36 protein-coding genes are annotated in these 24800 nt (G+C 73.4%); 35 read left to right on the top strand and 1 reads right to left on the bottom strand.

Going from position 1 to position 24800, the window contains the following annotated elements:
* Positions 1 to 29: 29 nt before the first annotated feature.
* The 12 genes from P3T34_RS00450 to P3T34_RS00505 all read left to right on the top strand — a co-directional run bounded on the left by P3T34_RS00450 (position 30) and on the right by P3T34_RS00505 (position 11215).
* A complete protein-coding gene (locus P3T34_RS00450) occupies positions 30 to 281 on the top strand; it encodes a WhiB family transcriptional regulator (protein WP_280663921.1) in 252 nt (83 codons plus the stop codon).
* A 102-nt stretch (positions 282 to 383) separates the two neighbouring features.
* Complete coding sequence (locus P3T34_RS00455; RefSeq protein ID WP_280663922.1) at positions 384 to 1049, top strand: hypothetical protein; 666 nt, start codon at positions 384 to 386, stop codon at positions 1047 to 1049.
* Between the two features lie 140 nt (positions 1050 to 1189).
* Positions 1190 to 1762 carry a hypothetical protein gene (locus P3T34_RS00460; RefSeq protein ID WP_280663923.1) on the top strand — a complete coding sequence of 191 codons (573 nt, stop codon included), beginning with the start codon at positions 1190 to 1192 and terminating at the stop codon, positions 1760 to 1762.
* Between the two features lie 388 nt (positions 1763 to 2150).
* A complete protein-coding gene (locus P3T34_RS00465; RefSeq protein ID WP_280663924.1) occupies positions 2151 to 3692 on the top strand; it encodes a DUF2637 domain-containing protein in 1542 nt (513 codons plus the stop codon).
* 143 nt (positions 3693 to 3835) lie between these two features.
* Positions 3836 to 3988, top strand: coding sequence for a hypothetical protein (locus P3T34_RS00470; RefSeq protein WP_280663925.1), 153 nt, complete (start codon positions 3836 to 3838; stop codon positions 3986 to 3988).
* Positions 3989 to 4119: 131 nt separating this feature from the next.
* Complete coding sequence (locus P3T34_RS00475; RefSeq protein WP_280663926.1) at positions 4120 to 4668, top strand: hypothetical protein; 549 nt, start codon at positions 4120 to 4122, stop codon at positions 4666 to 4668.
* On the top strand, positions 4665 to 4868 hold the full coding sequence (locus P3T34_RS00480; RefSeq protein WP_280663927.1) for a hypothetical protein: 204 nt from the start codon (positions 4665 to 4667) through the stop codon (positions 4866 to 4868). Before P3T34_RS00475 ends, P3T34_RS00480 begins: the two co-directional genes overlap by 4 nt.
* A 126-nt stretch (positions 4869 to 4994) precedes the next feature.
* Complete coding sequence (locus P3T34_RS00485; RefSeq protein ID WP_280663928.1) at positions 4995 to 7394, top strand: hypothetical protein; 2400 nt, start codon at positions 4995 to 4997, stop codon at positions 7392 to 7394.
* Between the two features lie 14 nt (positions 7395 to 7408).
* Complete coding sequence (locus P3T34_RS00490; RefSeq protein WP_280663929.1) at positions 7409 to 7840, top strand: conjugal transfer protein TraB; 432 nt, start codon at positions 7409 to 7411, stop codon at positions 7838 to 7840.
* A gap of 75 nt (positions 7841 to 7915) precedes the next feature.
* Positions 7916 to 10234, top strand: a complete 2319-nt coding sequence (locus P3T34_RS00495; RefSeq protein WP_280663930.1) for a hypothetical protein — start codon at positions 7916 to 7918, stop codon at positions 10232 to 10234.
* 78 nt (positions 10235 to 10312) lie between these two features.
* Positions 10313 to 10498, top strand: a complete 186-nt coding sequence (locus tag P3T34_RS00500) for a hypothetical protein (protein ID WP_280663931.1) — start codon at positions 10313 to 10315, stop codon at positions 10496 to 10498.
* Between the two features lie 105 nt (positions 10499 to 10603).
* The gene (locus tag P3T34_RS00505) at positions 10604 to 11215 is read left to right on the top strand and encodes a hypothetical protein (RefSeq protein ID WP_280663932.1); all 612 of its coding nucleotides are present in this window, start codon (positions 10604 to 10606) and stop codon (positions 11213 to 11215) included.
* Between the two features lie 16 nt (positions 11216 to 11231).
* Here the strand turns inward: P3T34_RS00505 and P3T34_RS00510 are convergent, their stop codons facing one another.
* Positions 11232 to 11462, bottom strand: a complete 231-nt coding sequence (locus P3T34_RS00510; RefSeq protein ID WP_280663933.1) for a hypothetical protein — start codon at positions 11460 to 11462, stop codon at positions 11232 to 11234.
* Between the two features lie 88 nt (positions 11463 to 11550).
* On the opposite strand from P3T34_RS00510, the gene P3T34_RS00515 reads away from it, so the two are divergent.
* The 23 genes from P3T34_RS00515 (at position 11551) to P3T34_RS00625 (ending at position 24659) form a co-directional block, all read left to right on the top strand.
* Entirely contained in the window at positions 11551 to 12018 is a 468-nt protein-coding gene (locus P3T34_RS00515) for a hypothetical protein (protein ID WP_280663934.1), read from the top strand.
* A gap of 97 nt (positions 12019 to 12115) precedes the next feature.
* Entirely contained in the window at positions 12116 to 12385 is a 270-nt protein-coding gene (locus tag P3T34_RS00520) for a hypothetical protein (protein WP_280663935.1), read from the top strand.
* A gap of 13 nt (positions 12386 to 12398) precedes the next feature.
* Positions 12399 to 13202: a hypothetical protein gene (locus tag P3T34_RS00525; RefSeq protein WP_280663936.1), complete on the top strand. Its 804-nt coding sequence runs from the start codon at positions 12399 to 12401 to the stop codon at positions 13200 to 13202.
* 74 nt (positions 13203 to 13276) lie between these two features.
* Positions 13277 to 13447, top strand: a complete 171-nt coding sequence (locus tag P3T34_RS00530) for a hypothetical protein (RefSeq protein ID WP_280663937.1) — start codon at positions 13277 to 13279, stop codon at positions 13445 to 13447.
* A 17-nt stretch (positions 13448 to 13464) separates the two neighbouring features.
* Positions 13465 to 13908, top strand: coding sequence for an RRQRL motif-containing zinc-binding protein (locus tag P3T34_RS00535; RefSeq protein WP_280663938.1), 444 nt, complete (start codon positions 13465 to 13467; stop codon positions 13906 to 13908).
* A gap of 163 nt (positions 13909 to 14071) precedes the next feature.
* The gene (locus tag P3T34_RS00540; RefSeq protein ID WP_280663939.1) at positions 14072 to 14401 is read left to right on the top strand and encodes a hypothetical protein; all 330 of its coding nucleotides are present in this window, start codon (positions 14072 to 14074) and stop codon (positions 14399 to 14401) included.
* Between the two features lie 264 nt (positions 14402 to 14665).
* Positions 14666 to 15328, top strand: coding sequence for an OB-fold nucleic acid binding domain-containing protein (locus tag P3T34_RS00545; protein ID WP_280663940.1), 663 nt, complete (start codon positions 14666 to 14668; stop codon positions 15326 to 15328).
* Positions 15328 to 15465: a hypothetical protein gene (locus P3T34_RS00550; RefSeq protein WP_280663941.1), complete on the top strand. Its 138-nt coding sequence runs from the start codon at positions 15328 to 15330 to the stop codon at positions 15463 to 15465. The genes P3T34_RS00545 and P3T34_RS00550 overlap by 1 nt, the downstream gene beginning before the upstream one ends.
* Positions 15466 to 15587: 122 nt before the next feature.
* Positions 15588 to 16091, top strand: a complete 504-nt coding sequence (locus P3T34_RS00555) for a hypothetical protein (RefSeq protein WP_280663942.1) — start codon at positions 15588 to 15590, stop codon at positions 16089 to 16091.
* A gap of 173 nt (positions 16092 to 16264) precedes the next feature.
* Complete coding sequence (locus tag P3T34_RS00560; RefSeq protein WP_280663943.1) at positions 16265 to 16978, top strand: RNase adapter RapZ; 714 nt, start codon at positions 16265 to 16267, stop codon at positions 16976 to 16978.
* Positions 16975 to 17703 (top strand): hypothetical protein, encoded by a 729-nt coding sequence (locus P3T34_RS00565; protein WP_280663944.1) that lies wholly within the window; start codon positions 16975 to 16977, stop codon positions 17701 to 17703. Before P3T34_RS00560 ends, P3T34_RS00565 begins: the two co-directional genes overlap by 4 nt.
* Positions 17704 to 17846: 143 nt before the next feature.
* Positions 17847 to 18122, top strand: a complete 276-nt coding sequence (locus P3T34_RS00570) for a hypothetical protein (RefSeq protein ID WP_280663945.1) — start codon at positions 17847 to 17849, stop codon at positions 18120 to 18122.
* Positions 18119 to 18334: a hypothetical protein gene (locus P3T34_RS00575; RefSeq protein ID WP_280663946.1), complete on the top strand. Its 216-nt coding sequence runs from the start codon at positions 18119 to 18121 to the stop codon at positions 18332 to 18334. The genes P3T34_RS00570 and P3T34_RS00575 overlap by 4 nt, the downstream gene beginning before the upstream one ends.
* Positions 18331 to 18732 carry a hypothetical protein gene (locus P3T34_RS00580; protein WP_280663947.1) on the top strand — a complete coding sequence of 134 codons (402 nt, stop codon included), beginning with the start codon at positions 18331 to 18333 and terminating at the stop codon, positions 18730 to 18732. The genes P3T34_RS00575 and P3T34_RS00580 overlap by 4 nt, the downstream gene beginning before the upstream one ends.
* Before the next feature lies 1 nt (position 18733).
* Positions 18734 to 19621, top strand: a complete 888-nt coding sequence (locus tag P3T34_RS00585; protein WP_280663948.1) for a hypothetical protein — start codon at positions 18734 to 18736, stop codon at positions 19619 to 19621.
* 2 nt (positions 19622 to 19623) lie between these two features.
* On the top strand, positions 19624 to 20154 hold the full coding sequence (locus P3T34_RS00590) for a hypothetical protein (protein WP_280663949.1): 531 nt from the start codon (positions 19624 to 19626) through the stop codon (positions 20152 to 20154).
* Between the two features lie 30 nt (positions 20155 to 20184).
* On the top strand, positions 20185 to 20889 hold the full coding sequence (locus tag P3T34_RS00595) for a GGDEF domain-containing protein (RefSeq protein ID WP_280663950.1): 705 nt from the start codon (positions 20185 to 20187) through the stop codon (positions 20887 to 20889).
* Positions 20890 to 20909: 20 nt separating this feature from the next.
* The gene (locus P3T34_RS00600) at positions 20910 to 21134 is read left to right on the top strand and encodes a hypothetical protein (RefSeq protein ID WP_280663951.1); all 225 of its coding nucleotides are present in this window, start codon (positions 20910 to 20912) and stop codon (positions 21132 to 21134) included.
* 20 nt (positions 21135 to 21154) lie between these two features.
* Complete coding sequence (locus P3T34_RS00605) at positions 21155 to 21661, top strand: hypothetical protein (protein ID WP_280663952.1); 507 nt, start codon at positions 21155 to 21157, stop codon at positions 21659 to 21661.
* A 232-nt stretch (positions 21662 to 21893) separates the two neighbouring features.
* The gene (locus tag P3T34_RS00610; RefSeq protein ID WP_280663953.1) at positions 21894 to 22742 is read left to right on the top strand and encodes a ParA family protein; all 849 of its coding nucleotides are present in this window, start codon (positions 21894 to 21896) and stop codon (positions 22740 to 22742) included.
* On the top strand, positions 22739 to 23650 hold the full coding sequence (locus P3T34_RS00615) for a hypothetical protein (RefSeq protein ID WP_280663954.1): 912 nt from the start codon (positions 22739 to 22741) through the stop codon (positions 23648 to 23650). The genes P3T34_RS00610 and P3T34_RS00615 overlap by 4 nt, the downstream gene beginning before the upstream one ends.
* A 113-nt stretch (positions 23651 to 23763) precedes the next feature.
* Positions 23764 to 23922, top strand: coding sequence for a hypothetical protein (locus P3T34_RS00620; protein WP_280663955.1), 159 nt, complete (start codon positions 23764 to 23766; stop codon positions 23920 to 23922).
* 218 nt (positions 23923 to 24140) lie between these two features.
* Positions 24141 to 24659: a hypothetical protein gene (locus tag P3T34_RS00625; protein ID WP_280663956.1), complete on the top strand. Its 519-nt coding sequence runs from the start codon at positions 24141 to 24143 to the stop codon at positions 24657 to 24659.
* The last annotated feature ends 141 nt before the right edge of the window (positions 24660 to 24800 follow it).

The raw sequence follows: 24800 nt of genomic DNA on the forward strand, positions 1-24800 counted from the left end.
ACCCACGACGCAGAAGGAGAGGTAACCCCATGGACTGGCGTCACCGCGCGGTGTGCCGCGAAGAGGACCCCGAGCTGTTCTTCCCGATCGGCAACACCGGCCCGGCCCTGCTGCAGATCGAGGAGGCCAAGGCCGTGTGCCGCCGCTGCCCCGTGATGGAGCAGTGCCTGACCTGGGCCCTGACCACCGGTCAGGACGCCGGCGTGTGGGGCGGGATGAGCGAGGACGAGCGTCGGGCGATGAAGCGCCGAGCCGCCCGCAACCGCGCCCGCACCTCCTGACCCGCAGCGGTTGCTGTCGTTCGCCCCCGCCCCGGACCGCCGGCTGCGGGGGTGTTCGACGGTGCCCGACGCACCGGCTCCACCACTTCGACGGAGGACACCATGTTCGTGATCAGCCTCAGCGACTTCGACAAGATCGCTCAGCAGCTCGAAGGCCGTCACCACCCGCACTACCAGGGCACCACGAAGACCGAGTTCAACAACCTCGTCTTCACCTTCAAGCCGTTCACCGGCACCGAGAAGAAGCCGGTGCTGCCGGCGCAGGCATGGCACGACGAGTCCCTCACCCGTGCCGCCCGCGAGGCCCTGGCCGCCGAGTACGAGGACGCCCACAGGCTGTGGTTCGACGCCCAGTACATCCGCGAGCTGAACGTCGCGGGTCTCGGCGCCGCCGCCGTGTGGACCGCCTATACCCAGGCCCGCCAGGAGATGGACCAGCTCTTCGCCTCCCTGGACTCCACCGCCGAGACCCGGTGGCGCTCGACCGTCTTCCAGCTGGTCACCGCCCAGGAGAAGGCGCTGACGGCGGCTGCGGCCTGGGACCGCACGGCCCGGGCCATCGTCGACGTCCACGCCTCGCACAACTTCAGCAACCTGTCCCAGCGCGAGGCCGCCGCGAAGGCCGGCCTTGACACCGCCTGGGAGTTCGGCGCCCGCAGCGACTACGACAGCTGGGGCCGCAACCCGCTGAACCAGGACGTCTTCAACGCCGTCGAGCGCCAGCGCGAGCACCTGCGCCAGGTCGCGAGCCTGACCGGCGACCACTAGTCCTGACCACCACGTCGGTCGGTTGTCGTTCGCCGCCGCGCCCCTTCCCCCATGCCGGGAGCGGGGCGCGGCGGCGTTCGACGGTGCCCGACGCACCGCCCCTATAAGAGAGGACATCTCCGATGGCGCTTCCCGCCTGGATGACTGACCGCACCGAGACCTCGCCGGCGCCGATGGCCGCGCTCGGTGAGCTGCTGGCCTGGCTGAACACCCTGGACAACCGGGTGACCTGGCGGGCCTCCCGCCTGGCCCGCGAGATGGAGCTGATCGAGGCCGAGCGTGCCCTGAGCCAGGCCCAGTACGGCCGCCGCAAGCCCGCCGCCCCGGAGCAGATCGTCGCGTGGCGCGAGCGCGTCGCCGAGGCCAAGGGCCGCCTCGGCCTGGCCGAGCTGACCGAGGAGTTCATCGAGCGGACCCGGCTGCGGATCGCCGCCACGGCCCACCAGACGAGCCTCTACAGCGGCAGCGACGAGGCCCTGCGGTCGCTGGCCGTGCAGGTCAACCTCGGCACCCGCAGCGTGATCGCGGCCCTGGCCGACGAGGAGCCCAACCGCCCGGCCGAGGTGTACCGCAACGCCAAGGCGGCTCTGGACGACCTGACCTCCGGCTACCGCGCGGTCCGGGCCACCGGGGCGGCGAGCGACCTGCGCGCCTGGGCGGAAGCCCTGGAGCTGGCGCTGGACGTGACCAGGCTGACCGCAGCCCGGGCGTGACAGCACGCACGACCGCCCTTCGGCACCCCGACCACCCAGCGGTCGGATGGCCAGACGGGCTCACCCAACGACGACAGCCCGTTGAGCTTCCCCGGTTTCGCTCTCGCCGACTGCCGCTCCCGGAACGCGAGATCGCGTTTCGGGAGCAGCAGTCGCCGTTTCGGGAGCACCGGCCGCCGTTTCGACCCCACCTTGAACGCCCCCTGCGGAGGTCACCTTGAGCACCATCGACTGGCCGCGCACCGCGGCCCCGACCGACTCCGATCCGGCTCCACCGGCTACCGCTTCGCGCCCGCCCCGGCCGACTTCGCGCGCAGCCGAGTTCGTTTCGCCCCCGGCCCCGACGGCTTCGGAAGCACCCGGCGAGAGCCGCGGCACCAAGGCGCTCATGATCGCCCTGTCGGTGGCGGCGGCCGTCGGCGGGATCCTGGTGGGCGCCATCGGATTCGCGATGTCCTACGACACGCTGTCCGCCGTCGCACTGCACTGGGGCTTCAACCCGGACCTGGCGCCGTGGTTCCCGGTGGGCGTCGACGCCTCCATCGTGGCGTTCCTGGCCCTGGACCTGTACCTGATCCGCAAGGGCACGCCCTGGCCGGTGCTGCGCATGGCCGCGCACGGCATGACCGGCGCCACGATCTGGTTCAACGCCAGCTCACAGGGCGCCGTCCAGGCCGATCCGGTCCGCTCCGCCGCGCACGGCATCATGCCGTTCCTGTTCGTCGTCGGCGTGGAGGCCGGCCGCCGCCTGATCATCCAAAAGGCCAGGCTGGAGGCGGGGACCGCCACCGACCGGGTGCCGGTGCACCGCTGGATGCTCGCTCCGGTGAAGACCCCGCGCTTCTACCGCCAGATGCGGCTGTACGGCATCACCTCCTACCCGGAGATGGTCCGCCGGGAGCAGGACCTCATCGCCTACGAGCTGTGGCTCAAGCGCAAGCACAAGGGCGACATCAGCAAGGCCACCGAGGACGAGCTGCTGCCGATGACGATGGCCCCGTTCGGCTACACCGTTGCCCAGGCCTTGGCGATGCCGGACGAGCAGGAGCGCGAGGCCGAGGCCCGCAAGGAGGAGGCCGAACGCCGGCGCCTGGCGGCCGAGACCCGCCGCAAGCTCGCCCAGGCCCAGGCCGAGACGGAAGCGCTGCGCGCGGACGGCCAGGTGGAGACGGTCCGCGCACAGGTGGAGGGCGAGACCGGCGAGGCCCGCGCCCGCGCCAGTGCCCAGGTCACAGCCGCCGAGCGGGCCGCCGCGCTGGAGGAGGCGGCGCTGGAGACTGCGGTGATGGCCGAGGCCCGCTCCCGCACGGCCGCCGCCGAGCATCAGGAGGCGATCGAGCGTAAGGCGAAGGCCGCCGCCGACCGGGATGCGGCGGAGCTCGAGCGGCTCGCGGCGGAGGACCGCCGCGCTGCCGCCGAGGCCGACAAGGTCGCCGCAGCGGAGGCCCAGGCGATCGACACACAGACCATCGCCGTGGCTCGCCGGGGCACTGCCGAAGCGGACCGGATCGCTGCCAAAGAGGAGAAGGCCGCTGCCGAAACGCGGCGGGCTGCTGCCGAAGCGGACCGGCTCGCGGCGCTGGAACGGGCGGGCGAGGAGGCTGCTCTGGCCGACATCGAGCGGTCCAGGAGGGACGCTGCCGAAGCGGCACGGGCTGCTGCCGAAACGCGGCGGGCTGCTGCCGAAATCGAGCGGCTCGCGGTCGAAGCCGAGGACATTGCGAAGTTGAAGCCGCGTGAGCGGGCGGTGCGCAAGGTCGCCCGGATGATCCTCGCGCTCGCCGACGACGCCGAGGGCCTGCGGGTGTCGGACGTCCAGCGGCTGCCGCTGTCGGACATCCAGCGCGAGCTCGAAGTCTCCTCCGCCGGCACCGCCTCCGAGTACCGCCAGGAGGCCGCCGAGCTCCTCGCGGCCGGCTACCGGCCCTGACGGCCACCCGCACCGCGCGCATCACCTTGTCCGGCACCACCAGTGAGGGCCAGCCCATTCGACCTGGGCTGGCCCTCGCTGCGACTGCCGGAAGCAGTCACAACCCCAGTTCAGCAGAACCGACCCCGTGGAGGAACCCCGCCATGAGCACCGTCGAGTACGCCCTCGGCCTGGCCCTGGTCGTCCTGGCCATCGCCTGCGCGGTAGCCACCCCGTACCTGCTGGTCCACGCGCGCAGCGAGCACGACCACGGCCCCGCCTGCTGGTGGTGCCACCCCCGCCTGCGCCGCCGCTGACCGGGCCGGCCTCTCCGCCGGTCCCCAGCCCGCCCGCGTTCTGGGGGCCGGCGAAGGCGCCGGCCCGACGCCCAGCACCACCCCGACCAACTCCTTCCCCGCCGCAAAACCGCAGATCAGAGGGACCACACATGAACATCGACCACCTGTTCACGGACGCCGGGATGCGCGCCTTCACGGACTCCCAGCGCAACCAGCACATGAACGACGCCCAGCAGTACGGGCAGCTCGCGGAGATCATCCGCAGGCGCCTGGAGCAGACCGAGATCGACGGCGACAAGCCGCTGTCGGCCCGGTTCCGGGCCTGGAGGGTGGCCCGGGAGATCCGCTCGATGGAGAAGCACTCGCGCAAGGCCGCGGCCAGCAGCGAGGCGCTGTACGTCTCCTACGTCAACCAGGTCCTGGAGCTGCCGGGCCGCCGGGAGCTGGCGGCGGCCCGCAAGGAGGACAAGAAGGCCCGCAAGCAGGGCCAGACGGCAGCGCTGGCCGCGAAGTCGCTGGACAAGACGCTCGCCCACTTCACCGGCAACGTCACCAACGGCGCGTTCGGACAGGCCGGGCAGGGCGGGGACTACCTGGACGCCGAGGCCCACCCGTACCCGATGGCCGCCGGCGCCGAGACCCAGCGCGGCCCGCGCAGCGTCAACGACTTCTTCCCCCGGCAGGAGGGCCGCCGATGAGCCTGGCCCGCCGAGCGAAGAACCGCGCCAAGCACTGGGCGGACCGCCAGGACGCCGCCGCCACCCCGCAGGAGAAGGCAGCGGTCATGTACGACGCCTGCCGGATGGTCGCCGCCAACGCCGAACTGGCGGGCCGTCCGGAGGTCTGGAGCAAGCTCGCCGAGACGCTGCAGAAGTTCTACGCCGACTACACGCGGTGAGGCTCTTCCTCATCATCATCACCGCGCAGCTAGCCCGATGAGGACCCCAAGGCGGGCGCAGGTGCGCGCACCTGCGCGCGCGAGGGTCCCGCATTCCTCACGCTCTGTCAACTTCAAGGAGGAGCCGTGGCCGACGACAACGTGCGTCTGTTCCCGGTGATGAACCCCGCCGGCCCGCCGGACGAACCGCCCGACAGCCCCCCGGCCGACCCGCCCGAGACCGCCGCCGCGCCCTCCCCGGAGAGCGTGCTGCTCCCCGCCCCGGCCGCCCGCCGCTCACCGCTGGAGACGATCGCGGGCCTGGAGAGCCCGGCGGTCGTGGAGCCGATCCGACCCCTTCCCGAGCCCGGGCACGTGCCCGACACCTTCCGCTCGGAGAGTCACCTCGCCGAGCACGGCCAGGCCCCGGCGCCGGGGCTCGGCACGCTCTGCTTCGCCGCCGCCCTGGCCGTCGCGGTCGCCGCCATGCGCGGCATCCACGGCGCCCTCACCGGTGTGCGGGCCAGCCGGGAGCAGCGCCGGGCCGCCGCGGACCTCGCGGCCTCCGGCCGGGGCGAGGGGGCCGGCCGCAGGGGCCCGCTCCAGTCCGCGGGTGAGTGGGGTCGCCGGATGCTCGGCCGTGACCGGGTCACCGGCGGTCCCGGCCCCCGGGGCGGCGGGCCCGGCGGTGGCCGGGGCGGTGGAGGAGGCGGCTGGAGCGGCGGTGGCCGGGGCGGCGGGGGATCGCCCGGCGGGCCGGGTCCGCGCCGCAGTCCCAGCTCGCTCGGCGCGGACGCTCCCGGCCGCCGCCGAGGCAGCGTGGCGCCGGGTGGTGGACCCGCCGGAGCCTCCGGCGGGTCCACCGGGCCGGGCGGGCGCCGCCGCAGTGGCGGCGGCGGCGGAGCCGACGGGGCGTCATCGCCCCGGACCGGCGGCCGCATCAAGGACCGCGCGGGTTCCCCGGGCGGTGCAGGCGGTGGCGGCGGCCGCTCGCCCGGGGCCAAGGACGGCTCGGGTGGCGGCCTGCTCTCGCGCCGGGGCCCGCACCGCACCTCGCAGGGCGGGCCGGGGGCCCGGCTCCGCAAGGGCAAGGGGCCGACAGCCGCCGGGTCCGCCGGATCTGGCGGGTCTGCCGGGTCCGGCGGCGGCGCCAGCCCCGGCGGCCCGTCGCCCAAGGCCGGGAAGGGCCGCACTCCGAGCCCCAAGGCCGGCACCGCCCCGAAGGGCACGCTGCGCTCGAAGCGCTCGAAGAAGCCCAAGGGTGGACCCAGCGGTTCCGGCCCGGGTGGCACCGGCCCGGGCGGCACGTCGCCGACCGGGAAGAAGGGTGGCAAGGGCGGCACCGGGCCCAGCGGGGTGAAGGCCGGCGTTCCGCACGGCACCACCGACGGCTGGGACCAGGGCTGCCGCTGCGGGCCGTGCACCTCGGCCCAGGCGAAGGCGACGTCGGCGGTGGGCGCCAAGGAGAAGCTGCCGCCGGGCGTGCGGCACGGCACCGCGCAGGCGTTCCAGGACTACGACTGCCGCTGCCGCCGGTGCGTGAAGGCCGCGATGCGCGCGAAGAACACCCGGCCGGGCTCCTTCAAGGAGGCGGTGGGGGAGGAGTTCGAGCGGCGCTGGGCCAAGCGGATGCGCAACCACCGGCCGGTGATCTCGAAGCTGTCGAAGAAGGCCCGGCGCAAGGCCGCAAAGAAGAAGAAGGCGAAGCCCGGCGGGACCACGCCGCCGGGCGGGCCGGCCGGAACGAGCCCGGGCGGGTCCGTTCCGGGCGGCAGCAAGCACTCTGCGCGCGGCGGCGGGTTCTGGGCTCGCGCCCACCGCCGTTCCCGCGAGCGGTGGGAGGAGCGCAGGGCCTCCCACGCGGGCCCGGACGACGAGTTCTGGTCCACCTGGCGGCCCGGCGGCCGGCGCCGCTCACCGTGGGAATCGGCGGCGTACGCGACCACCGAGACCGTGATCACGGTGGAGCGTGCGGACCGGCCCAGCAAGAACCCGGACAGCCGGGGCGGGGCGGTCACCACCGGGGCACGCGCCGTGGGCCCCGCACCGACCCCGCACACCAAGCGCCCCGGAACCACCGCACCCGACCGAAAGGGGACGACCGGCATGACGTCGTCGCTGTCCACCCGCACCACCGGCACCACCGTGGCGGGCATGTCCAGTGAGCACGCCACCGAGGTCACCCTCGACGACACCCTGGACGTCCTGGAGCAGCTCACCGCCGAGAGCTTCGCCGCGCACGAGGTCTGCACCCGCCTCGCGAGGGAGGCCCGCCGGATCCGCCGGTCCCTGGAGGAGCTCGCCGTCGACCTGCGCACCCGGCACAACGTCATCGGCCGGATCACCGCGTCGGCGATGGAGCGCCTGGCGGAGGCCATGGACCTGGTGGCCCGCAAGGCGGAGGAGATGAAGGCCAGCTCGCTGAACGCCGCCGAGCTGTCCGAGGTGGCCGAGAACGCCATGTTCGACGCCTACCGGCCCATCACCCAGGCGACGGCCGACGCGGGCCTCGCCGTGCCCAGCTCCCGCGCCCACAACGAGGACTGAAGGAGAACCAGCCCATGACCGACATCGTCCCCGCATCGTCCGGATTCGCTGCCCCCTCCCCCACGGGAGGCGGCAGCGGCGGCAACGGCTTCCGGTCCCTGGCCGTACGCGTCACCGCCCTCGCCGCCCAGGCGCTGCGCCTGAAGGAGGGCATGCGCCAGCTCCAGCGGCACATGGCCGCCAACGCCTCCAAGGCCGCGACCCTGTCGGAGATGTGCCGCCAGGCCGACGTCGACGACGTCTTCGTGGTGCAGATCCTCGGCGTCTCCGATGCCCTGCAGCACGTCGCCAAGGCATCGGGCGACCTGGCCTCCGGCGCGGACGCCATGGAGACCAGCGCCCGCGGATTCCGCGACGCCCACGAGCGCGAGTACCGGGGCGTCTACGAGGCCGTGAACGCCTCCCCGTACCGCCAGCCCAAGCCCGGCTTCAACCGGGTCCGCTGACCACCCGTCCGCACGATCCACCAGGGCCGCACCCCCGCACGCGGGGTGCGGCCCCTCGTCTTCGAAGGAGGCCCGGTGGCTACCACCACGCAATCCCCCGCTCCCACCGCCCGGCGTGTCCCGGGCCATGAGATCCAGCGCAAGAAAAGGCGCGAACGCGGCTGGCACCTGGCCGCGGCCGCCGCCGTCGCCGCCGGCCCGCAGCTGTACGCCAGCGGCTACGCGGAGCTCGGCGCGGTGGGCGCGCTGACCGCCACCGGCCTGTGGCTGTACTCCAAGTCCAAGCCCGACGCCGAGACCGGCGACCTGGACCACGTCGGCCTGCTGCGGTCCTCGCAGCGCGCCGTGCCGGCCCTCGGCTACAGCGCCGCCTACCTCGCCGACGTGGTCCAGCAGCTGCACGGCGGCTTCGCCTGGTGGCAGCTCGCCGCGCCGGCCGCCTGGGGCGCGCTGATGGCCTGGGCCGCCCCGATCACCCACAGCAAGGGCCTGGTCCCCGAAGCACTCCCCCAGCCCGCCCCGGCCGGTCCGGACGGGGCGCCGTCGGCCCCGCCCGGCGACTACCCCGGCTTCCTGGCCTGGCTGTGGAGCACCTCCGAGCGCACCGCCAACACCCGGCTGGTCGCCGTCGAGCACTACCTGCCCGGCCGCCCCGACTTCGAGGCCGTCATCGTCGCGCAGCGCGGCCGCGAGGTCCCCAACCTGTCGGAGGCCGCGCTGGCAGCGGTGTTCGACTTCCCCGTCGGCAGCGTCCAGCTGCGCCCGGTGCGCGGCTCCGGGCCGGGCCGGATGCGGCTGATCGCCCGCCCCACCCTCACCGAGATTCCGCAGGACGCCGCCGACTTCCCCGAGTTCTGGGAGGAGCGGATCTCCGGCCCCGGCGGGGCCGCGCCCGGGGTGGCCCTGGTGCGCCACCGCGAGGAGGACGACCGGATCGTCGTGCAGGTCCAGGCCCCGATCGGCAAGGAGATCCACCTGCCCCACGGCAAGGTCTGCTCGGCGCTCGGCATCGACGACGTCTCCCGGCTGGTCATCGAGACCGACGGCGTGCGCAACGGCCTGGTCTCCATCTACCAGCGCAACCCGCTGATGAAGGTCCGCAAGGCGACGCCCGAGGACCTGACGATGGACTCCAAGGGCCGCATCGCCATCGGGGTCCGCCACGACGGCAAGCCCTCGAAGGTGCGGCTGTGGGATCCGCAGCTCGGCGCGATCCGCGGCATCACCGCAGGGGCCACCGGCGCCGGCAAGAGCGTGCTGCAGCTGCTGCTCCTGGTCGGCGAGAAGCTCTCCGGCGTCATCTCGTGGGTCGGCGACCTCCAGGGCGGCAAGTCCCTCCCGGAGGCGGAGGGGCACGTCGACTGGTTCGCCAAGGGCGAGACAGAGACGCTCGGGATGCTGCTGGCCGCGCACGCGGTCATGAAGTACCGCGAGCGCGAGAGCCGCGAGCGTGGCGACTTCGCGCTCGGCCGGCCCTGGCGGCTGCTGTCGATCACGCTGGACGAGATCAACCGCCTGCTGTCCCACCCGAACGAGATCATCAAGGCTCTCGCGGCCTACTTGATCGCAGACATCCAGAAGACCGGCCGCAAGGTCGGCGTCGGGGTGAGGCTCGCCGTCCAGTCCCTGCACCTCAAGGACTTGGGCGACGAGGAGGCGATCCGCCAGCAGGGCAAGTCCGGCATGGTCGTGCTGATGCGGACCCTGTCCTCCAGCACCCAGGCGATGGGCCTGGACGGCATCGCGCCGCTCGGCTTCCAGATGGAGAACATCCCCGCGCGGATTTATGAGACCGGCCAGATCGAGGCGCTGTTCGACGGCGAGGACGACGACGACGGCGAGAGCACGGCGGGCATGGCGTACATCTTCACCGACGGCCGCGCGGAGTTCATGAGGACGTTCACCGCGCAGAAGGAAGACGGACTGTACGTCGACCTGATCGAGCTGTTCGGCGACGACGAGCCGCCCACCCTCACCCCCGGCGAGGCCGCGGCCGCCACCGAGGCATACGCCTGGCGCCACGACCACGAGCAGCTCGCCGTCGTCCTCCAGGCCCTCCTCGCCCTCAACGGCATCACCGAGGCACCCGGCGACGGCGCCATGATCGCGGCCCTCGCCAAGGCCAAGGGCGGCGCCAAGAAGAAGGCCGGCGGGGAGGCGAAGGACAGCCTGCCGGACCGCGTGTACGAGCTGCTCGCCCAGGGCCCGATGAGCCTGAAGGAACTGCGCGCCGCCCTGCCGGACGTCAAGAACCCCACCAGCGTCTCCAACGCCGCCACCGCGCTGCGCGACCGCGGCCTGGCCAAGCCGGTCAGCCGCGGCGTGTGGCAGCGCATCGAACGCGACGACACCGACGACACCGACTACGACGACTCCGACGACTCCGACTACTGACCCGCCCCAGCAGGCCGCCGCCGCAACCGCAGGCGGCGGCCTTCACCTTGCCCGAACCCAACCCGAAGGAGTTCTCCCATGACGGTCTCCGCCGCCCTGGTCTTCACGGTCATCACGATCATCCTGGCCCGCTCCGGCCGCACCACGTACAGCGCCGCCATCGTCGCGCTGATCGCCGGGTTCCTGCTGGCCTCCAGCAGCCTGGCCCCCACCATCAGCAACCTGCTCACCAGCACCGGAGCCGCGCTCAGCCGGATCGTCTGACCCGGCCGCGACGCCTCCCCCGGTCCTCGCCTCGAGCGAGGGCCCCAGAAGACGCCGCAGCCCCCGCCCCCACATCCCCCGCACCACTTCCCCGGGAGGTCCCCGATGAGCACCGACCGCTACGCCGACTTCGCTCCCGCCCCCGACACCGAGCCCACCCACCCGCAGAGCCTGATCCTGCCGCCCGGCTACATCACCGCCCTCGACCCGACCACCGGCCAGCTCGTCGCCCTCCGCACCCAGGAGCAGCCCCTCCCCACCGCGCCCGCCCCGCAGCCGGTACCCGAGCCGAGCCTGCTGGACAAGGCGCAGCGCTATGCCGCCGCCCAGCCCGACCCGATCCCCGCGGCTGCGCCCCCGGCCTGGCAGGGCGTCAGCCCCCTCGTCGGCCAGGCCGTCGTCCTGGGCGGCATCACCTCGATGGGCATGCTCGCGGCCGGCGGCGCGATCTACCTCGCCGGTGGGGGCCTGCAACTGGCTGGGCCGTGGTTCCACGACGGCGCCGAGTTCCTCGGCTACGCGGCGCTGTTCCTCGCGGTCGCCGCCGCCGTCACCGTCGCGGCGGCCCGCAAGCTCAAGTCCAAGATGACCGCCCGCCCTGCGGGCAGCGAGGGCGCGCCGATCGTCAACGCTCTCTTCCACAAGCAGGTCGAGGTCAACATCGGCAAGCAGTCCGCCGGCTTCTTCAAGGGCACCGTCAACAACAACGTCCGCTGAGCTGCGAAGGCCGGGCTCAGTCCTCGTCGTCCTCGTCGAGGTAGAGCCGGCCGTCGTCACCGAGGTACGCCGCATACACGTAGTCCCCGATCACCACGCCGTCCGGGACGATCACCAGATCCGGGTCGTAGTCCTCGTCCAGGTGCACGACGCCGTCGTCGTCGGTCCACACGTCGTAGGCGATCCCGCCGGCCACCACGGCGTCGAACGTGAAGTCCGGCTCCCACCGCCGAGTGAAGAAGCCCACGGCGTTTCCCCTCTCTCGTCCTGCACGGTGCGCACCAGCCTGACGCACCGCCAGGTGTTCGCAACAGCCTTTCACCCAAGGAGTCCCCGTGTTCGAGCCCCAGCACACCGTGAACACCGTCCCGGCCTCCGGCGCCGGCCGCACCCCGGCCCTGCACGCCCTGGTCACCACCGCCCGCGCAGCCGGAACCGAGGTGTGGCTGACCGACCCCGGCGAGCGCCACCACGACCTGGCCGACCACGTCGACCGCCACGGCGCCGGCGTCCCCGGCAGCATCGCGCTGCTGGAGGCCGCCGCCGCCCTGATCCGCGAACGCCAGGACGCCGCCTTCGCCGAGGGCGCGCACTCCAGCGAGCCCGCCGTGCGGGTCCTGGTCACCGACCTGCCCGCCATGATCCAGCGGCCGGAGGTCGCCGAGCTGCTGGAGCGGATCCTGCGCACCGGCCGCAAGGCCGGCGTCCTGGAGACCGTGATCGAGGAGACGGGCCGCGACGCCTTCCCGGGTCACCCGTACCTGCGCGGCCAGTTCGCCACCCTGCGGTCCAGCGGCTGCTGATCCGGCCGCTCCGTCTCGTCTCCACCGCGCCCGCCCCGCCGACCCGGCGGGGCGGGCGCGGTGGCGTCGGGGCAGGCCGACCGGCCCGCACCGCCCTGTGTCCCCGATCCAGGAAGGCCCCGCCTTGGCGCTGTGGCGCAAGCCCGCTCCCCCGACCGTCATCGGTGTCCTCACCGCCCCGCCGTCGCCGACCTGGTGGCGAATCAACCGGCACCTGGTCCTGCTCGCCATCGGCATAGCCGCCGGCTTCTGGCTCGCCGTGAAGTTCGGCGTCGCCGCTGACGCCACCTCGGCCTGCCCGCCCACGCCCGCCCCCGCGGCCACCGCACACCACTCCCCTACAGCGCCCACCGGCGCCCAGCACTGAGGAGCAGCCACCCATGACCACCGAGCACACCGACCGCGCCCAGCACCAGCAGCCGTACGGGCAGCTGGTGAAGCTCCTGCCCGCCCCGGCCGCCCAGGCCGGGCGGCTGACCCGCATCCGGCAGGCCATCGCCGCCTTCTTCGACCAGCGCGCCGTTCCGTGGCTGTGGGCCCGCGACGACGACCTGCGGTTCTGGTGCCGCTACACCGCCCGGCCGTGGCTGCGCCGCCGCGGCCGCGACATCGAGGCCGCCCTGATGGGAGGCTGGCCCACCACCGCGGCCTGGCTGCGTGCTCTGGTCTACCTGACCGCCTACGCCGCACTCGTCGGCATCGTCGACAGTGTCATTCCGCTGGTCGTCGGCTTCTGGCAGCACACCATGGTCGGCGCGCACCACAGCGGCGTCGTCGCCACCGTCACCCGGCCCGTCCACGACTACCTCGTGACCCACGGGGGCCTGCCCGCCGACTCGGTCACCGTGTGGGCGCTGTGGCAGACCGCCGGACCGGTCCTGTTCATCGCGGGTGCGATCGGCTTCACCAGCGCCCGCGCCCTGTGGGTGGCCTACGGCGCGGCGACCGCGGCGATGGTCTGGGCCGCCACCCCGGAGACCGGGCGGCCCGTCGCCACCGCCCTGGCCGTCGCCTGCTGGGTCCTGCTCAGCACGATCGCCCTCCACGGCCTGCGGCTGCGCCCGGTGTTGGTCGTCCCGGTCCTCGTCCGCATCAAGCCGAAGATCACCGTCAAGGCGGCCACCGGTCGGCCGAAGCCGACCGACAGCGGCCCCGTCGACTCCTTCGGCGACGCCGACCAGTAGCCGTCCAACCCGGCCGGGGCCGCCGCGAGGTCCCGGCCGGGCGCCCGCCCCGACCAGCTCACCGAGAGGCAGCCATGCGCGACTTCGACGTCAAGGTGCTCAGCACCGACGACTACCCGCTGATCATCACCGTCGACAAGAACAGCGTCGCCGAGGTGCACGGCCAGATCTCGGCCGCCATCGTGGCCGGCATCCTGCGCCACCTCGCCGAGCACTTCGAGAAGCAGGCCACCACCACCGGCTGACCAGGAAGGAGAGCGCGGTGCGCGCGATCGACCTCGACCCGGCCGGCGAGAACAACGGCGGCACCCCGACGTTCCCGTGGAAATTCGGACCGGAGAAGGAACGGATGGCCACCCGCCGCCAGCTGCGCGAGATGGGACTGCGCCCCGGCGGCCAGGACGTCGCCGCGCAGATCGTGTGCCGAGGCGGAAAGCGCGTCGGCCATCTCTTCCCGGTCGCCGGCGCCAAGCCGGTACGCCCGATGACCCCCGCTCGGGCCGCTGCCCTCGCCAAGGCGATGAAGGCCCGTCAGACCTGCCCGATCTGCCGGGTCACCTACGAGTTCTGCCTGCCGCTCAAGACCCTCGGCAGCTGCCTGCCCTGCTCGGAGCTGACTGACGCCGAGCGCGAGGAGCTCGCCACCCTGGCCGCCGCCGCGTCGGTGGAGGACGCCCTCGTGACGCCGCTCCGGCCAACCGGCTAAGGCCGTCGCCCCTCCTGCTCCGGGCACTCACGCTGCCCACCGGCCTGCGCCCCGCCCCCGGCACCCAGCCGGGTCGGCGGGGCGCTCCGGTGAGCGGCGCGGCCGCCCGGCCAACGACTGACCTTCAGTCCCCTGCCGCACCACCAACCGAGGAGAACCCGCCATGACCAGCCCCACCACGTTCGAGACCCTGATCGCCACCTACTCCTCCAACCTGATCCCGGCCATCAACGCTCTGCCGGGCGCGGAGCTGCCCGCCCCGCTGGTGATGGACGCCCGCACCTTCACCTACCTGGTCGAGACCCTGTCCGGACGTCTCGACGGCTGCCGCAGCGTCTACGACAGCCAGGCCGACACCGCGGACGAGGCGTACCGGCACTTGGCCGACGCACTGATGGCAGACGACGCCGACCAGCACGTCCACCTGCGCCTGGCGGCTACCGAGCTCGCCGAGCTGGACGGCATGGCCGCAGAGATCGCCCTGTCCGCGTGACCCGGTGACCCGCTCTGGCGGTGCGGACACCCCGATGCCCGCGCCGCCGGGCAAACCGCGATCCTCCCCCAGCCGCCGGGCGGATCGGACACGACCCCCGCCCACGAAGGCAGAGCCAAGCCGTCTACGCGGCCCGCAAGCCGGGCACTGACTCTGCCCACCACACCGCTCCGCCCCCGGTGCCAGCCAGGCCCGACGAGCGGAGCGCCGTGGTGGGCCGGAGCGGCCGCCCGGCCGAGACCGAAGACCACCATGGAGGACCACGTGATCAACGCTCAGCCCGTCTGCCCGCCCCCGGCGCCGACCCGCCAGACCATCGCCGACCTGCGTACCTCGGGCCGCATCGAGGGCGAGGTTCGGCTGACCGGCACCATCACCGAGGCCCGCCGGCACACCAACAAGTCCGGCAACGAGTGGGCCGGCCTCACGCTCACCGACACCAGCGGACAGATCGAGGTCGTCGTCTTCCCGCGCACCTGGAGGCAGCTGCTCGACCGGGACGCCGTGGAGGTCGGCCGACCGGTGAGCGTCACGGGCCGGATCAACGCGCCCGGCCGCGACCTGGTGCAGGTCTACTGCCACGACCTCGCCCCGGCCCACGCGCAGGCGCTGCCGCCGCAGACCACCGACCCGGTGACCGTCCAGGCGCTGATCGGCCGCCACGCCGCGGCGCTGGTCGACCTGGCGGCCGTCGAAGAGCGCGCCCCTCGCACGTTGGCGGCGTTCACCACGCTGGTCCGCGACACCGCCAGCCTCCTCCGGGACACCCGGCTCGACGAGGCCGGCGGGCACCTTCTCGCGGCGGGCCAGTACCTGCGGGCCATCCCCGCGGCGGCCGACACGCGCCATCAGCTGCTCGAGTTCGCGGCCGCCCATCTCGCCCAGGCCCAGGACTGCGCGGACTGGCCGCGCGGCGCGGCCTCCTGATGTCCGGCGAACTCGTCCTCGCCGTAGTCGGCGTCGCCGGCACCCTCGCCTCCGTCGCCGCTTCCGCCGAGGCGCTCGCCCGCGGCCTGGACGACGACGCCACCGCCATGACAGGCCGGGTCTCCGTACCCCGCTGACGGCATCCGGGCGCTCACGCCGCGCCCCGGCCGCACACCGCATCCCGGCACCCAGCCAGGCGGCGATGCGCAGCCGGGGCGCGGCGCGGCCGTCCCGGCCGCCCCGACACCGGAGGTACTTCGTGAACACCGCCCGCACCGCCTGCACCGCCCGCTTCGCCGCCGCCTACGCCCTGATGCGCGTCGGGGCCGACGTCGGTGACCACCTCGTCCAGTCCGATTTCTGTGCTCGCACCAAGGGCGCCACCGACGCCGCCCCTGTCACCGAGACCGACCAGGAGGGACGCGTCATCGCGACGCACGGCACCGCCGCCGGCCGAAAGGCATGTGCGGTCCACTGCCTGACCTACTCGGCCACCCAGGCCGCCGTTCTTCTCCTTGCTGCCCGCACCCTCGGCCTGCGGCTGCGCCCCGGACAGGTCGTGGCTGCCCTCGCGATCAGCGGGCTGACGCACTACGCGATCGACCGAAGGGTTCCGGGTGGTGTTCTCCAGCGGTTCGCCGATGCCACCGGCAAGGGGAAGTTCTTCCGCCTCGCCGACTACGGCATCAACGGCGCGTACTGCATGGACGGCGCGTGCCACCACGCCTTCGAGACCGTAGCCGCAGCCGTCCTCGCCCGCTGACAGCCGCCGCCAGAACCTGCGAGGGCTTCAGCGAGACCCGTCATCAACCACCGGGCAGTGACGCCGCGCACCACCGCGCCCCGCGCACCGGCCATCCAGGCCCGGGCGGCGGGGCGCGGTGGTGCGCGGCGCGGCCACCCGGCCGGTACCCAACCCCCTGTGATCGGAGAACCGTGGCACCCGACACCACCGCGGACACCACCACGTCCTGCGACCGCCGTCTGCGGCAGCTGGAGCGCACCGAGTCCCCGCTGATCGCCCAGCTCGCCGCCGCGATCGGCCACCTGCGCACCGCCGGCGAGCACACCGACCCCGCCCAGAGCCTCCCCCACTACCCGGGCCGCACCGCGCGGGACCTGACGAGCTGGGTGGGCGGCAACGTCCAGATGATCTGCGAGCTGCTGGTGCCGCTGATCGCCCCGCACACCCGCGTGGAGATCACCAGCTACGGCATCCTGCACCAGGACCCGCCGCTCGGCGACGCCCTGACGCTCGATCTGACCACCGCGCTGCGCAACCCCCCGGAGGACCCCGAGGTCCGGGACGTGATGCTCCACTCCAGCGGCCTGGACCAGGTCGTCTACGACTACGTTCTCGAGACCCCCGGCGCCGTCGAGATCGCCGAGCGCACCGTACTGCGCACCCTCGCCCAGGCCGCAGCCCTGCCCGGCCAGACGGTCGCCCTGCACGTCTACTGCAGGGGAGGCAAGCACCGCAGTGTCGCCCTGGCCCGCAAGACGGCCGCACTGCTCCTGGAGCTGGGCGTGGACGTGGAGGTGACCCACCGCCACGTCCACCTGCCCATCGTCGAGACCGACCCCACCGAGACCCCGGTGCCGACGCTGGGCAGCGACGACCCCACCGGCGCCTGGATCGGAGAAGCGTGAAGCGCACCGCACTCCTGACCGCCGCCGCCGGCACCGTGCTGGCCGCCGCGGGCATCACGCTCCGGCAGCGGCGCAGCGCCGTCGCCGACCGCGACACCGCCCCGGCCGAGCAGCTGGACCGGTGGGGCGAGTTGCCCTGCCCGCCGCTGCGCGAAGGCGTCGGGCACCTGCACGACTGGCTCTCCTCCGGCGACTGGACGGACCCCGCCGACGTGCTGACCGCCCTCCAGGAGCAGGCGCCGGCCTACCTGCTCGCGGACCTGGTCCGCGACCTGGCCACCGACCTGCGCGCCGCCGATCACCCCGGGCTCGCCGCCCAGATGCACGAGGCCGAGCAGCTGCTGCGCCAGGCCGCCGCCGTCCTCGGCGAAGTCGACTACGACGAGGACGGCTCCCCGTGCCCGGACGAACAGGAGGAGAAGCACCCGGCCGACTGCCCTGGCGGCTGCGGCGGTGACGGCGTCGTGATGGAGACCCTGACCTGGGAGGACCAGGGCGACGGGATCCACATCCCGGTTCACCAGGAACCCGTCGACTGCCCGCTCGGCCGCTACCGCCTGACGCATGGCCAGGACTGCGAGTGCGGCGGCACCGGCTACACGTACGAGCCCGGCTACCGCCACCGCTGCCTCGGCCTGCGCCGACTGCAACCGCTTCCGCTCTCCGACGAGGACCCCTGGGCCAGCGCCCCGCCCTACGCCAACGCGGACGACTACCCGGGCTGACCCACCCCTGCACACAGCACCGCGGCCCGCCTGACGGATCAGGCGGGCCGCAGCTTCACCCGGACGCGGCCGAACCACGCCTCTCACAGCCGACCGGCCGCACCCGGGCCCCCTCCGACACGAGATCAGAAGGACACCCCAGTATGGCGACCGCCCTCCTCCCCCGCACCGCCCTCCACCCCACCCTGTCCCCGCAGCAGCGCCACCAGGCCGCCACCGCGATCCGCTCCATCGGCCGACTCGCCCCCCGCCCGCACCGCTCCCGCTACGCCTGCGCGACCTGCTCGGTCGCGTGGACCGGGCCCGAGGCCGACTGCTTCTCCTGCGGGCGCCCCGCCACCCACGCCCACAACGACGCCTCCCTGCTCCACCGCCTCCTGCTCGCCCCCGTCACCCCCAGGAAGGCAGGACCGCGGTGAGCACCCACCTGCCCGAGGACCTCGACCAGCGCCTGGCCGCCGAGCTCGTCCCCCAGTGCCCCGCCCCGCCGGCCCGCCGCCGCACCGGCACCGCGCTGCCGTTGCCCCCGCCCGCCGACCCCCGCGCCGCCGAGCACCGCGCCGAACTCCTCGCCGCCCTGCGCCCCACCACCCGCACCGCCGCTTCGAGTCCGAGGGAGACAGCAGCATGAGCACCGACCACCACGGCCAGGCCGTGCCGCTCGACCTGATCCTCGGCCCGCACCTGGCCGGCACCCTCATCCGCCGCATCGCCAACCGGCTGCAGCACGACGACCTGCTGCCCGAACCCGTCGCGCTGCGCCTGGCCTGCGAGCGCGCCACCGACGGCGACCCGCTGGTCCTGGCCGCGCCCGGGCAGATCTGGGAACTGCGCGAGGACATCGACATCGACGACGCCCCCGCCCGCCGCCTGGCGGTCCACCTGCGCCTGACGGAGCCGCCGTGCGTCTACGTCTCCGACGCGGACGCAGGCGACGACGCCGAGATCGACGAGCTGCTCCTGGAGGTCCTGGAGCTGTACGTCCTGGCGTCCTGGGACGTCCGGTTCCTCGCGCCCGCGGTGGGCTGACGTGCCGTCCGACACCGCCAACCCCGCGACGGTCCTGATCGCCGCCGAGAGCATCGACTACTCCCCCACCACGACCGAGCAGGACGCCGACGCCGCCGCCCAGGCGGCCCGCCGCGCCCACGACGAGCACGACCTGGTCCTGCTCCTCGGCGTGCTCGGCCTGCCCCACGACGAAGACGACCTCGCCCCGCTGCGCCCGCACCTCGCCACCACCCCGGCCGACACCGCCACCGGCCGTCCCGACACCCTTCACGGAGGTACCCCTGTGTCCGACACCCTCACCACCACCGACGAGCAGGACGAGGTCCTGGCGGCCGTAGACCCGGTGACCCGCGAGGTCGCCCTGGCCATGCGCGCCAAGGGCGACAGCCCGCTCAAGATCCTCGCCGCTACCGGCCTGACCGAGGACGAGCTGCAGGCCCTCGCCGCCCAGCACCCGAACTCCGAGACCGGGCCGGACTCGGAGTTCGGCACCGCCGTGGACGAGCTGCTCGCCTGGGGCGAGCAGCACCCGCAGGCCAAGGTCCAGCGCCTGGCCGAGCAGGCCCGCCAGGCGCTCGACAAGCTCGCCGCGCAGCGCACCGCCGACCAGGCCGTGGCCGCCCACGAAGCCGAGGTCGCCACCCTCAAGGCGAAGCTGGCGAGCGCCGAGCAGGCCCTGCGCGACGCCAAGGCCGGCAAGCCCACCACTTCGGCGCCGACCAGCCGGGTCGGGGCGGGCGGTGCAGTCGGTGGGTCCGAGCTGGCGCAGCCCGCGGACAAGGTCACCCGTCTCGCGATCCGGGCCTGGGCCCACCAGCACGGCTACCAGGTCGCCGACCGCGGCGTCATTCCCCAGGGCATCCTGCGCGACTGGTACGCCGCGCACCCCGACGCGCTCGCCGGCTGACCATGGCCGGCCGCCCGACCGCTGCGCCGGGCCACCTCACCGGTGCGGGACAGGTCACCCTGTCCCGCACCGGCGGGGGCGCCGGCCCCGACTGGGGCGCCTACGCGCTCCTCTACACCACCCGGCCCCTTCCCGGCGGCGGCACCGAGGCCGTGATCGGCTACTGCCCGCCCGACGCCGACCTGCTCGACCCCGCCTGGGGCCTGCACCAGCGGCGGCCGTACGGCCCGGCCGGTACCGCGACCCGGCCGCTCGGCGACTACGCCGCCGCGGCCAACCCGGCCCGCGCGAAGAGCGAGTCCCCCGCCGCCTACAGCCAGCGGATGGCGCTGTACCTGCTGCGCATCGCCACCGCGACCCGCGTCAACGCCACCAGCCCGCACGTCATCGACCTGCCCTGGGCCGCCTGGATGCTCGCAACCGAGCAGTACGTAGTGCTCGCCGTCGACCCGGACCACCCGCACCGAGGCTGGGCCGGCCACTACCAGGTCCGCGTCGGCCGCCTGATCACCCTGCAACCCAAGCAGCCCTGACCACCCGCCACCGAGGGGAGCGCCACCGTCATGCCCGCCACCATCACCGACCTGCCCGAGGCCATAGCCCGCACCCAGGCCAGCCTGTCCCGCTACCAGCACGCGCTCGGCCCCGGCCCGGACTCCGACCCGGCGATCGACGCCGCCTGGACCCTGCACCGCGACGTCGCCGCCCTGCTACCCGCCGCCCTGGCACTGCTCGCCGAACGCGACGACCTCGCCCGGCGCCTGGAGACCGCGCGCCGCGACCCGCTCACCGGCCTGCCCACCCACGCCGCCTTCACCGCCGCCGCCGAGCAGCTGCTCACCACCGCCCGCCACCCGGTGGTGCTGATGCTGGACCTGGTCGACTTCAAGACGGTCAACGACACATACGGCCACCAGGCCGGAGATGCGGTCCTGACCGCCATCGGCCGCCGCCTCGCCGACTGGGCCGGCCCCGCCGCCGCGTGCGGCCGGCTCGGCGGCGACGAGTTCACCGCCGTCCTCGACACCGACCCCGCAGACCTGCCCGAGCGGATCGCCAAGCTCCGCGCACTCCTGGAGCAGCCCGTCGAGCACGACGGCCAGGTCCTCGCCGTCGGCGCCTCGATCGGCACCGCCACCCGCACCACCGGCCACCCCGACCTCGGCCTGTCGGCGCTCCTGCACGCCGCCGACCAGGCCATGTACGCCGACAAGGGCCGCGGCCGCCGCGGCCGCCGCCAGACCCTCACCCACACCCTCGCCGCCTAACACCGGGAAGGAACCCCCCGATGGCCCGCGTGACCATGCCCATCACCTCCGTCCACGCCGACGGCACCCCCTGCACCCACCAGGTCAACCAGCGCACCGGCCTCCCCAAGGACCCGACCAGCGACTGCACCGGCCGCACCGGCTACGCCGCCACCTGCTCCGCCTGCGACGAGACCATCACCAAGCACCTCAAGCTCCTCGTCACCCCCGAGGTCACCAAGCACCTGCGCCAGCACTCCAACTGACCACCAGGAGGACCACCGACATGACCGTCCCCACCGGCTTCACCACCCTCTACGGCCTGACGATCGCCTGCTGCGACGAGGACGGCGATGCCTACCTCGCCCTCGGCCACCACGACCCCCGCCGCATGACCGCCGCCGCCAACCGCCTGCTGCGCACCGAACGCCTCGAGCGCTACCGGCCGATGGTCGGCGAGCTTCCGCGCCTCACCCATACCTTCGGCACCCTCACCGAGCAGCCGGTCGACGAGGACGGCGAAGGCGGCTGGAGCTTCGAGTTCGCCAGCCCCGATGAGGCCGGCGCCCAGGCGGTCACCCTGCTCGAGGTCGCCGGCCTGGGCGACTTCGAGCTGCTGGCCGTTCCCAGCCGCTGCCCCGACTGCAGCCGCCTGACCACCACCGGCCACTACATGTCGGCCAAGATGCGAGCCCTCAGCGCCCCCAGCCCGCTCGGCCACGAGTGCCGCATCTGCGGCGCCATCTGGCCCGGCGTACTCCGATTCGCCCTAACTCCGGCCGCGGCAGCCTGATCGCCGCCGCCCTACAGACCTGCACGCGACGGGCCCGTCCCTCGGCATTAGCCGAAGGGGCGGGCCCTTCTGTGTTTCCGGGGCCTTCATCCCCGACCAAGATCATTCTTGCCCAATTGTGCAAGAATGATCTTGGTCGGGGAATCTGCGCCTGCGGTGACGTGAGTACCGGATGGAGTGAGGTCCGGACGTGCCGCCCCGCGCCGGATGCTCCAGTGGCTATCGTCCCTGCATGACCGAAACCACGACGGCGCCCTTCCTCGGCGTCCCGGCCCTGCCCGGGCCACGCCCCGGCGAGGCGTTCATCGTCGCCTTGTGCAACCAGAAGGGTGGCGTCGGCAAGACGACCACCACCATCAACCTCGCCGGCGCTCTCGCCGAGCACGGCAAGCGCGTTCTCGTGGTCGACTGCGACCCGCAGGGCAATGCCACCATGGCGTGCAAAGTGCCGTTGCTCGACGAGGACCGGGGCCCCACCCAGGCCACCGTGCTCCTGGAGATGAGCGACCCGCGGCCGCTCATCTCCGAGACCAAGGTGCCGAACATCCACATCCTGCCCGCCAGCATGGACATGTGCTTCCTGCCGTCCCGGATGCGCGAGTCCGGCGCAGGCATCGGCCTCTACCGCCGGATGCTCTCCCACGTCCTCCACCTGTACGACTTCATCCTGCTCGACCTGCGCCCGGCGCTGGACACCGATACCGACGCGCAGACCGCCGCCGCGAACGCGGCGATCATCCTGGTGGACGTCGACGAGTGGGCCATGAAGGCCGTCAAGATGCAGACGGCGCAGCACATCGCCGTCATGCGCCGGGCCGAGCGCCCGGACAACGACCTCACGATCCTCGGCCTGGTCATCGGTCGCATCGTCAAGCCGATGGGCGACATCGACCTGAAGATCTACAGGCAGCTCCAGAAGCACCCCCGGATCCGCTGCATCGGCGAAGTGCCCATCCGGTCGACCGACCTCAAGGAGTCCCGCGCCGTCGGCCTGCCGGTCGTCCAGCACCGGCCCAAGACCGACACCGCCGGCTTCTTCCGGGACATCGCCGTCAACGCTGGGCTGGTGAAGGCCGCGTGAGCGACGAGTACGAGATCGACGGCTGGGACGATGACGACGCCACCGAGGCCGCCGTCAAGAGCCTGGTCAGCACCTCCCAGCGCGCCGACGAGGAGCGCCGGACCACATCCGACCAGCAGATGGCCGAGCAGATCAAGGCCGCGGTCGCCGCTGCCCGCCCCGGCCTCGACAAGATCCCCGACCCGGTCGAGCCCTCCGGTGACGGCGACCTGACCCCGGACGAGGAGCAGCGCCTGGCGGCCTGCGTCGAAGGCGTCGAGCTCCTGTCCACTGCCTACTGGGTGGCGGGCAAGTCACTGGACACCATGGCGGTCGGCCGACTCTTCCGCCGCCTCCCCCACAAGCTGGACCCGACCCGCTGCTACGCCACGATCGAGGAGTGGGCGGACGTCGAGCACGGCATCAAGCAGTCGCGGGCCAGCAAGCTGCGCGCCGGATGGGAACTCGGCGAAGTCCTCAACGCCTGCGGCTACAAGGTCCCCGAAGGCCAGGTTCGTGAGCTGGTCCCGCTCAAGAACCGGCACGGTCTCAAGACCGCCGTCGGCGTCTACCAGCTGGTGGTCAACGCCGTCGGGGCCGACAAGGTCACCGCTGAGCGGATCCGCGAGACTGTGCGCCTGCTGCCCGGTGACCTTGCCCTCAGCGACGAGGACGATCCGCAGGTCATCGCCCACACGCTGAACGGTGCGATCGAGGGGGCCGAGCCTCCGCAGCCGAAGCCGTCCACGGCCCTGCCGGCCGAGCTCAAGCGCGACGTCGACCGGCGGGCCGTGGCCCTCGCCGACCGGCTCAACCGCAAGCGCATCGACCGCCAGGAAGTCCTCGGGCACCTGCTCGCCGCGTTCGCGGACGATGAAGACAGCCGCGTCTTCGACGCTGTTTTCGACCGGATGAAGAAGGCCAGCTGACGCGCACAGCAAGGAAGGGCGCCCGGCCAATTGTGGTGGCCGGGCGCCCTTTTGCGTACGAGCGGCACCCTACCCGAGCCCTCGGACAGCCGCGCTCCGGGCATCATCGGGTCATGACTCCTTCGCCTGACGAGATCGAAGCCGTCCGCACGCCCGCCGGCGGCTGGACCAGGGCGCAGCTCGCCGCCTGGGGCGTGCCGTGGCCACCGCCCAAGGGCTGGAAGAAGCAGCTCGCCGACCAATGGCAGGCCGAACAGGACTGCGCCGACTGATCCGCCGTCGGCCTTAGCCGTCAACCGCCCAGGAACACCACGGGCTGAACCTCCATGCCGACGGGGTGACGGCTCCCGACTGCCGTGTTCTCCGATGTCCATCGTCCCGGCGACGGCGTCGCTTTGTTCGTTCGCGGACACGTTCGGTGTCGTTCTCGCTACGGTGACCCGGTCCCGGGCGGCGGCGTCCGGGACCGCCCAGGTGAAGGGGAACCATCGTGTCCAACGCCCTGCTCCAACCCCGCTACTGGCTCGTCCAGGCGCTCGCGTGGCCGCAGGCCGACGGTCCCTACCGCGAGTGCGCCCAGGCCCTCGTGCCGCCGATGATCCCGAGGCAGATGGTGCCCCGGGACGCGGCCGACATCCTGACTGTCGCCGACGCCTACCAGGGAGAGCACCCGACCCGGCGCCTTGTGTTCTTCAGCGACCTGACGCGGTGGCTGGACGGGCAGGGCAGCGACTGGGGCCGGCGAGGCACCGACTGGGAAGGCGGCCTGCGCCAGCTGGAGGAGGCCCCCGCGCCCGGGCTCTACCTGACCCTCAGCCAGTACCACCACACGATCCTCGGCGATGCCAGCCGTGAGGGGATGACGATCTACTTCTCCGACGGCCTGGTCGAGAAGGTCACCCCGGAGATCCGGGACGCGGCCCGCGCGTTCATGCAGCAGACCCTGGAGCGGGACTGGCCCGGCTACATCAGCCGCCTGATCGCCGACGGGAAGATCCGCACCGCCTGACCGCGCGCCGGGCCCGAGGCGACAGTCCCCTCGGGCCCGCCCCGGGCGGCACGTGCCGCCCGGCTGCGCCCGCGCGCCCTTGACGGCCCGTCAGTCCTGCGGAACGGTGGCTCGCAAGTGGCCGCAACTGGCTTGGTACCG

This window comes from Kitasatospora sp. MAP12-44, assembly GCF_029892095.1.
Taxonomy (GTDB): domain Bacteria; phylum Actinomycetota; class Actinomycetes; order Streptomycetales; family Streptomycetaceae; genus Kitasatospora.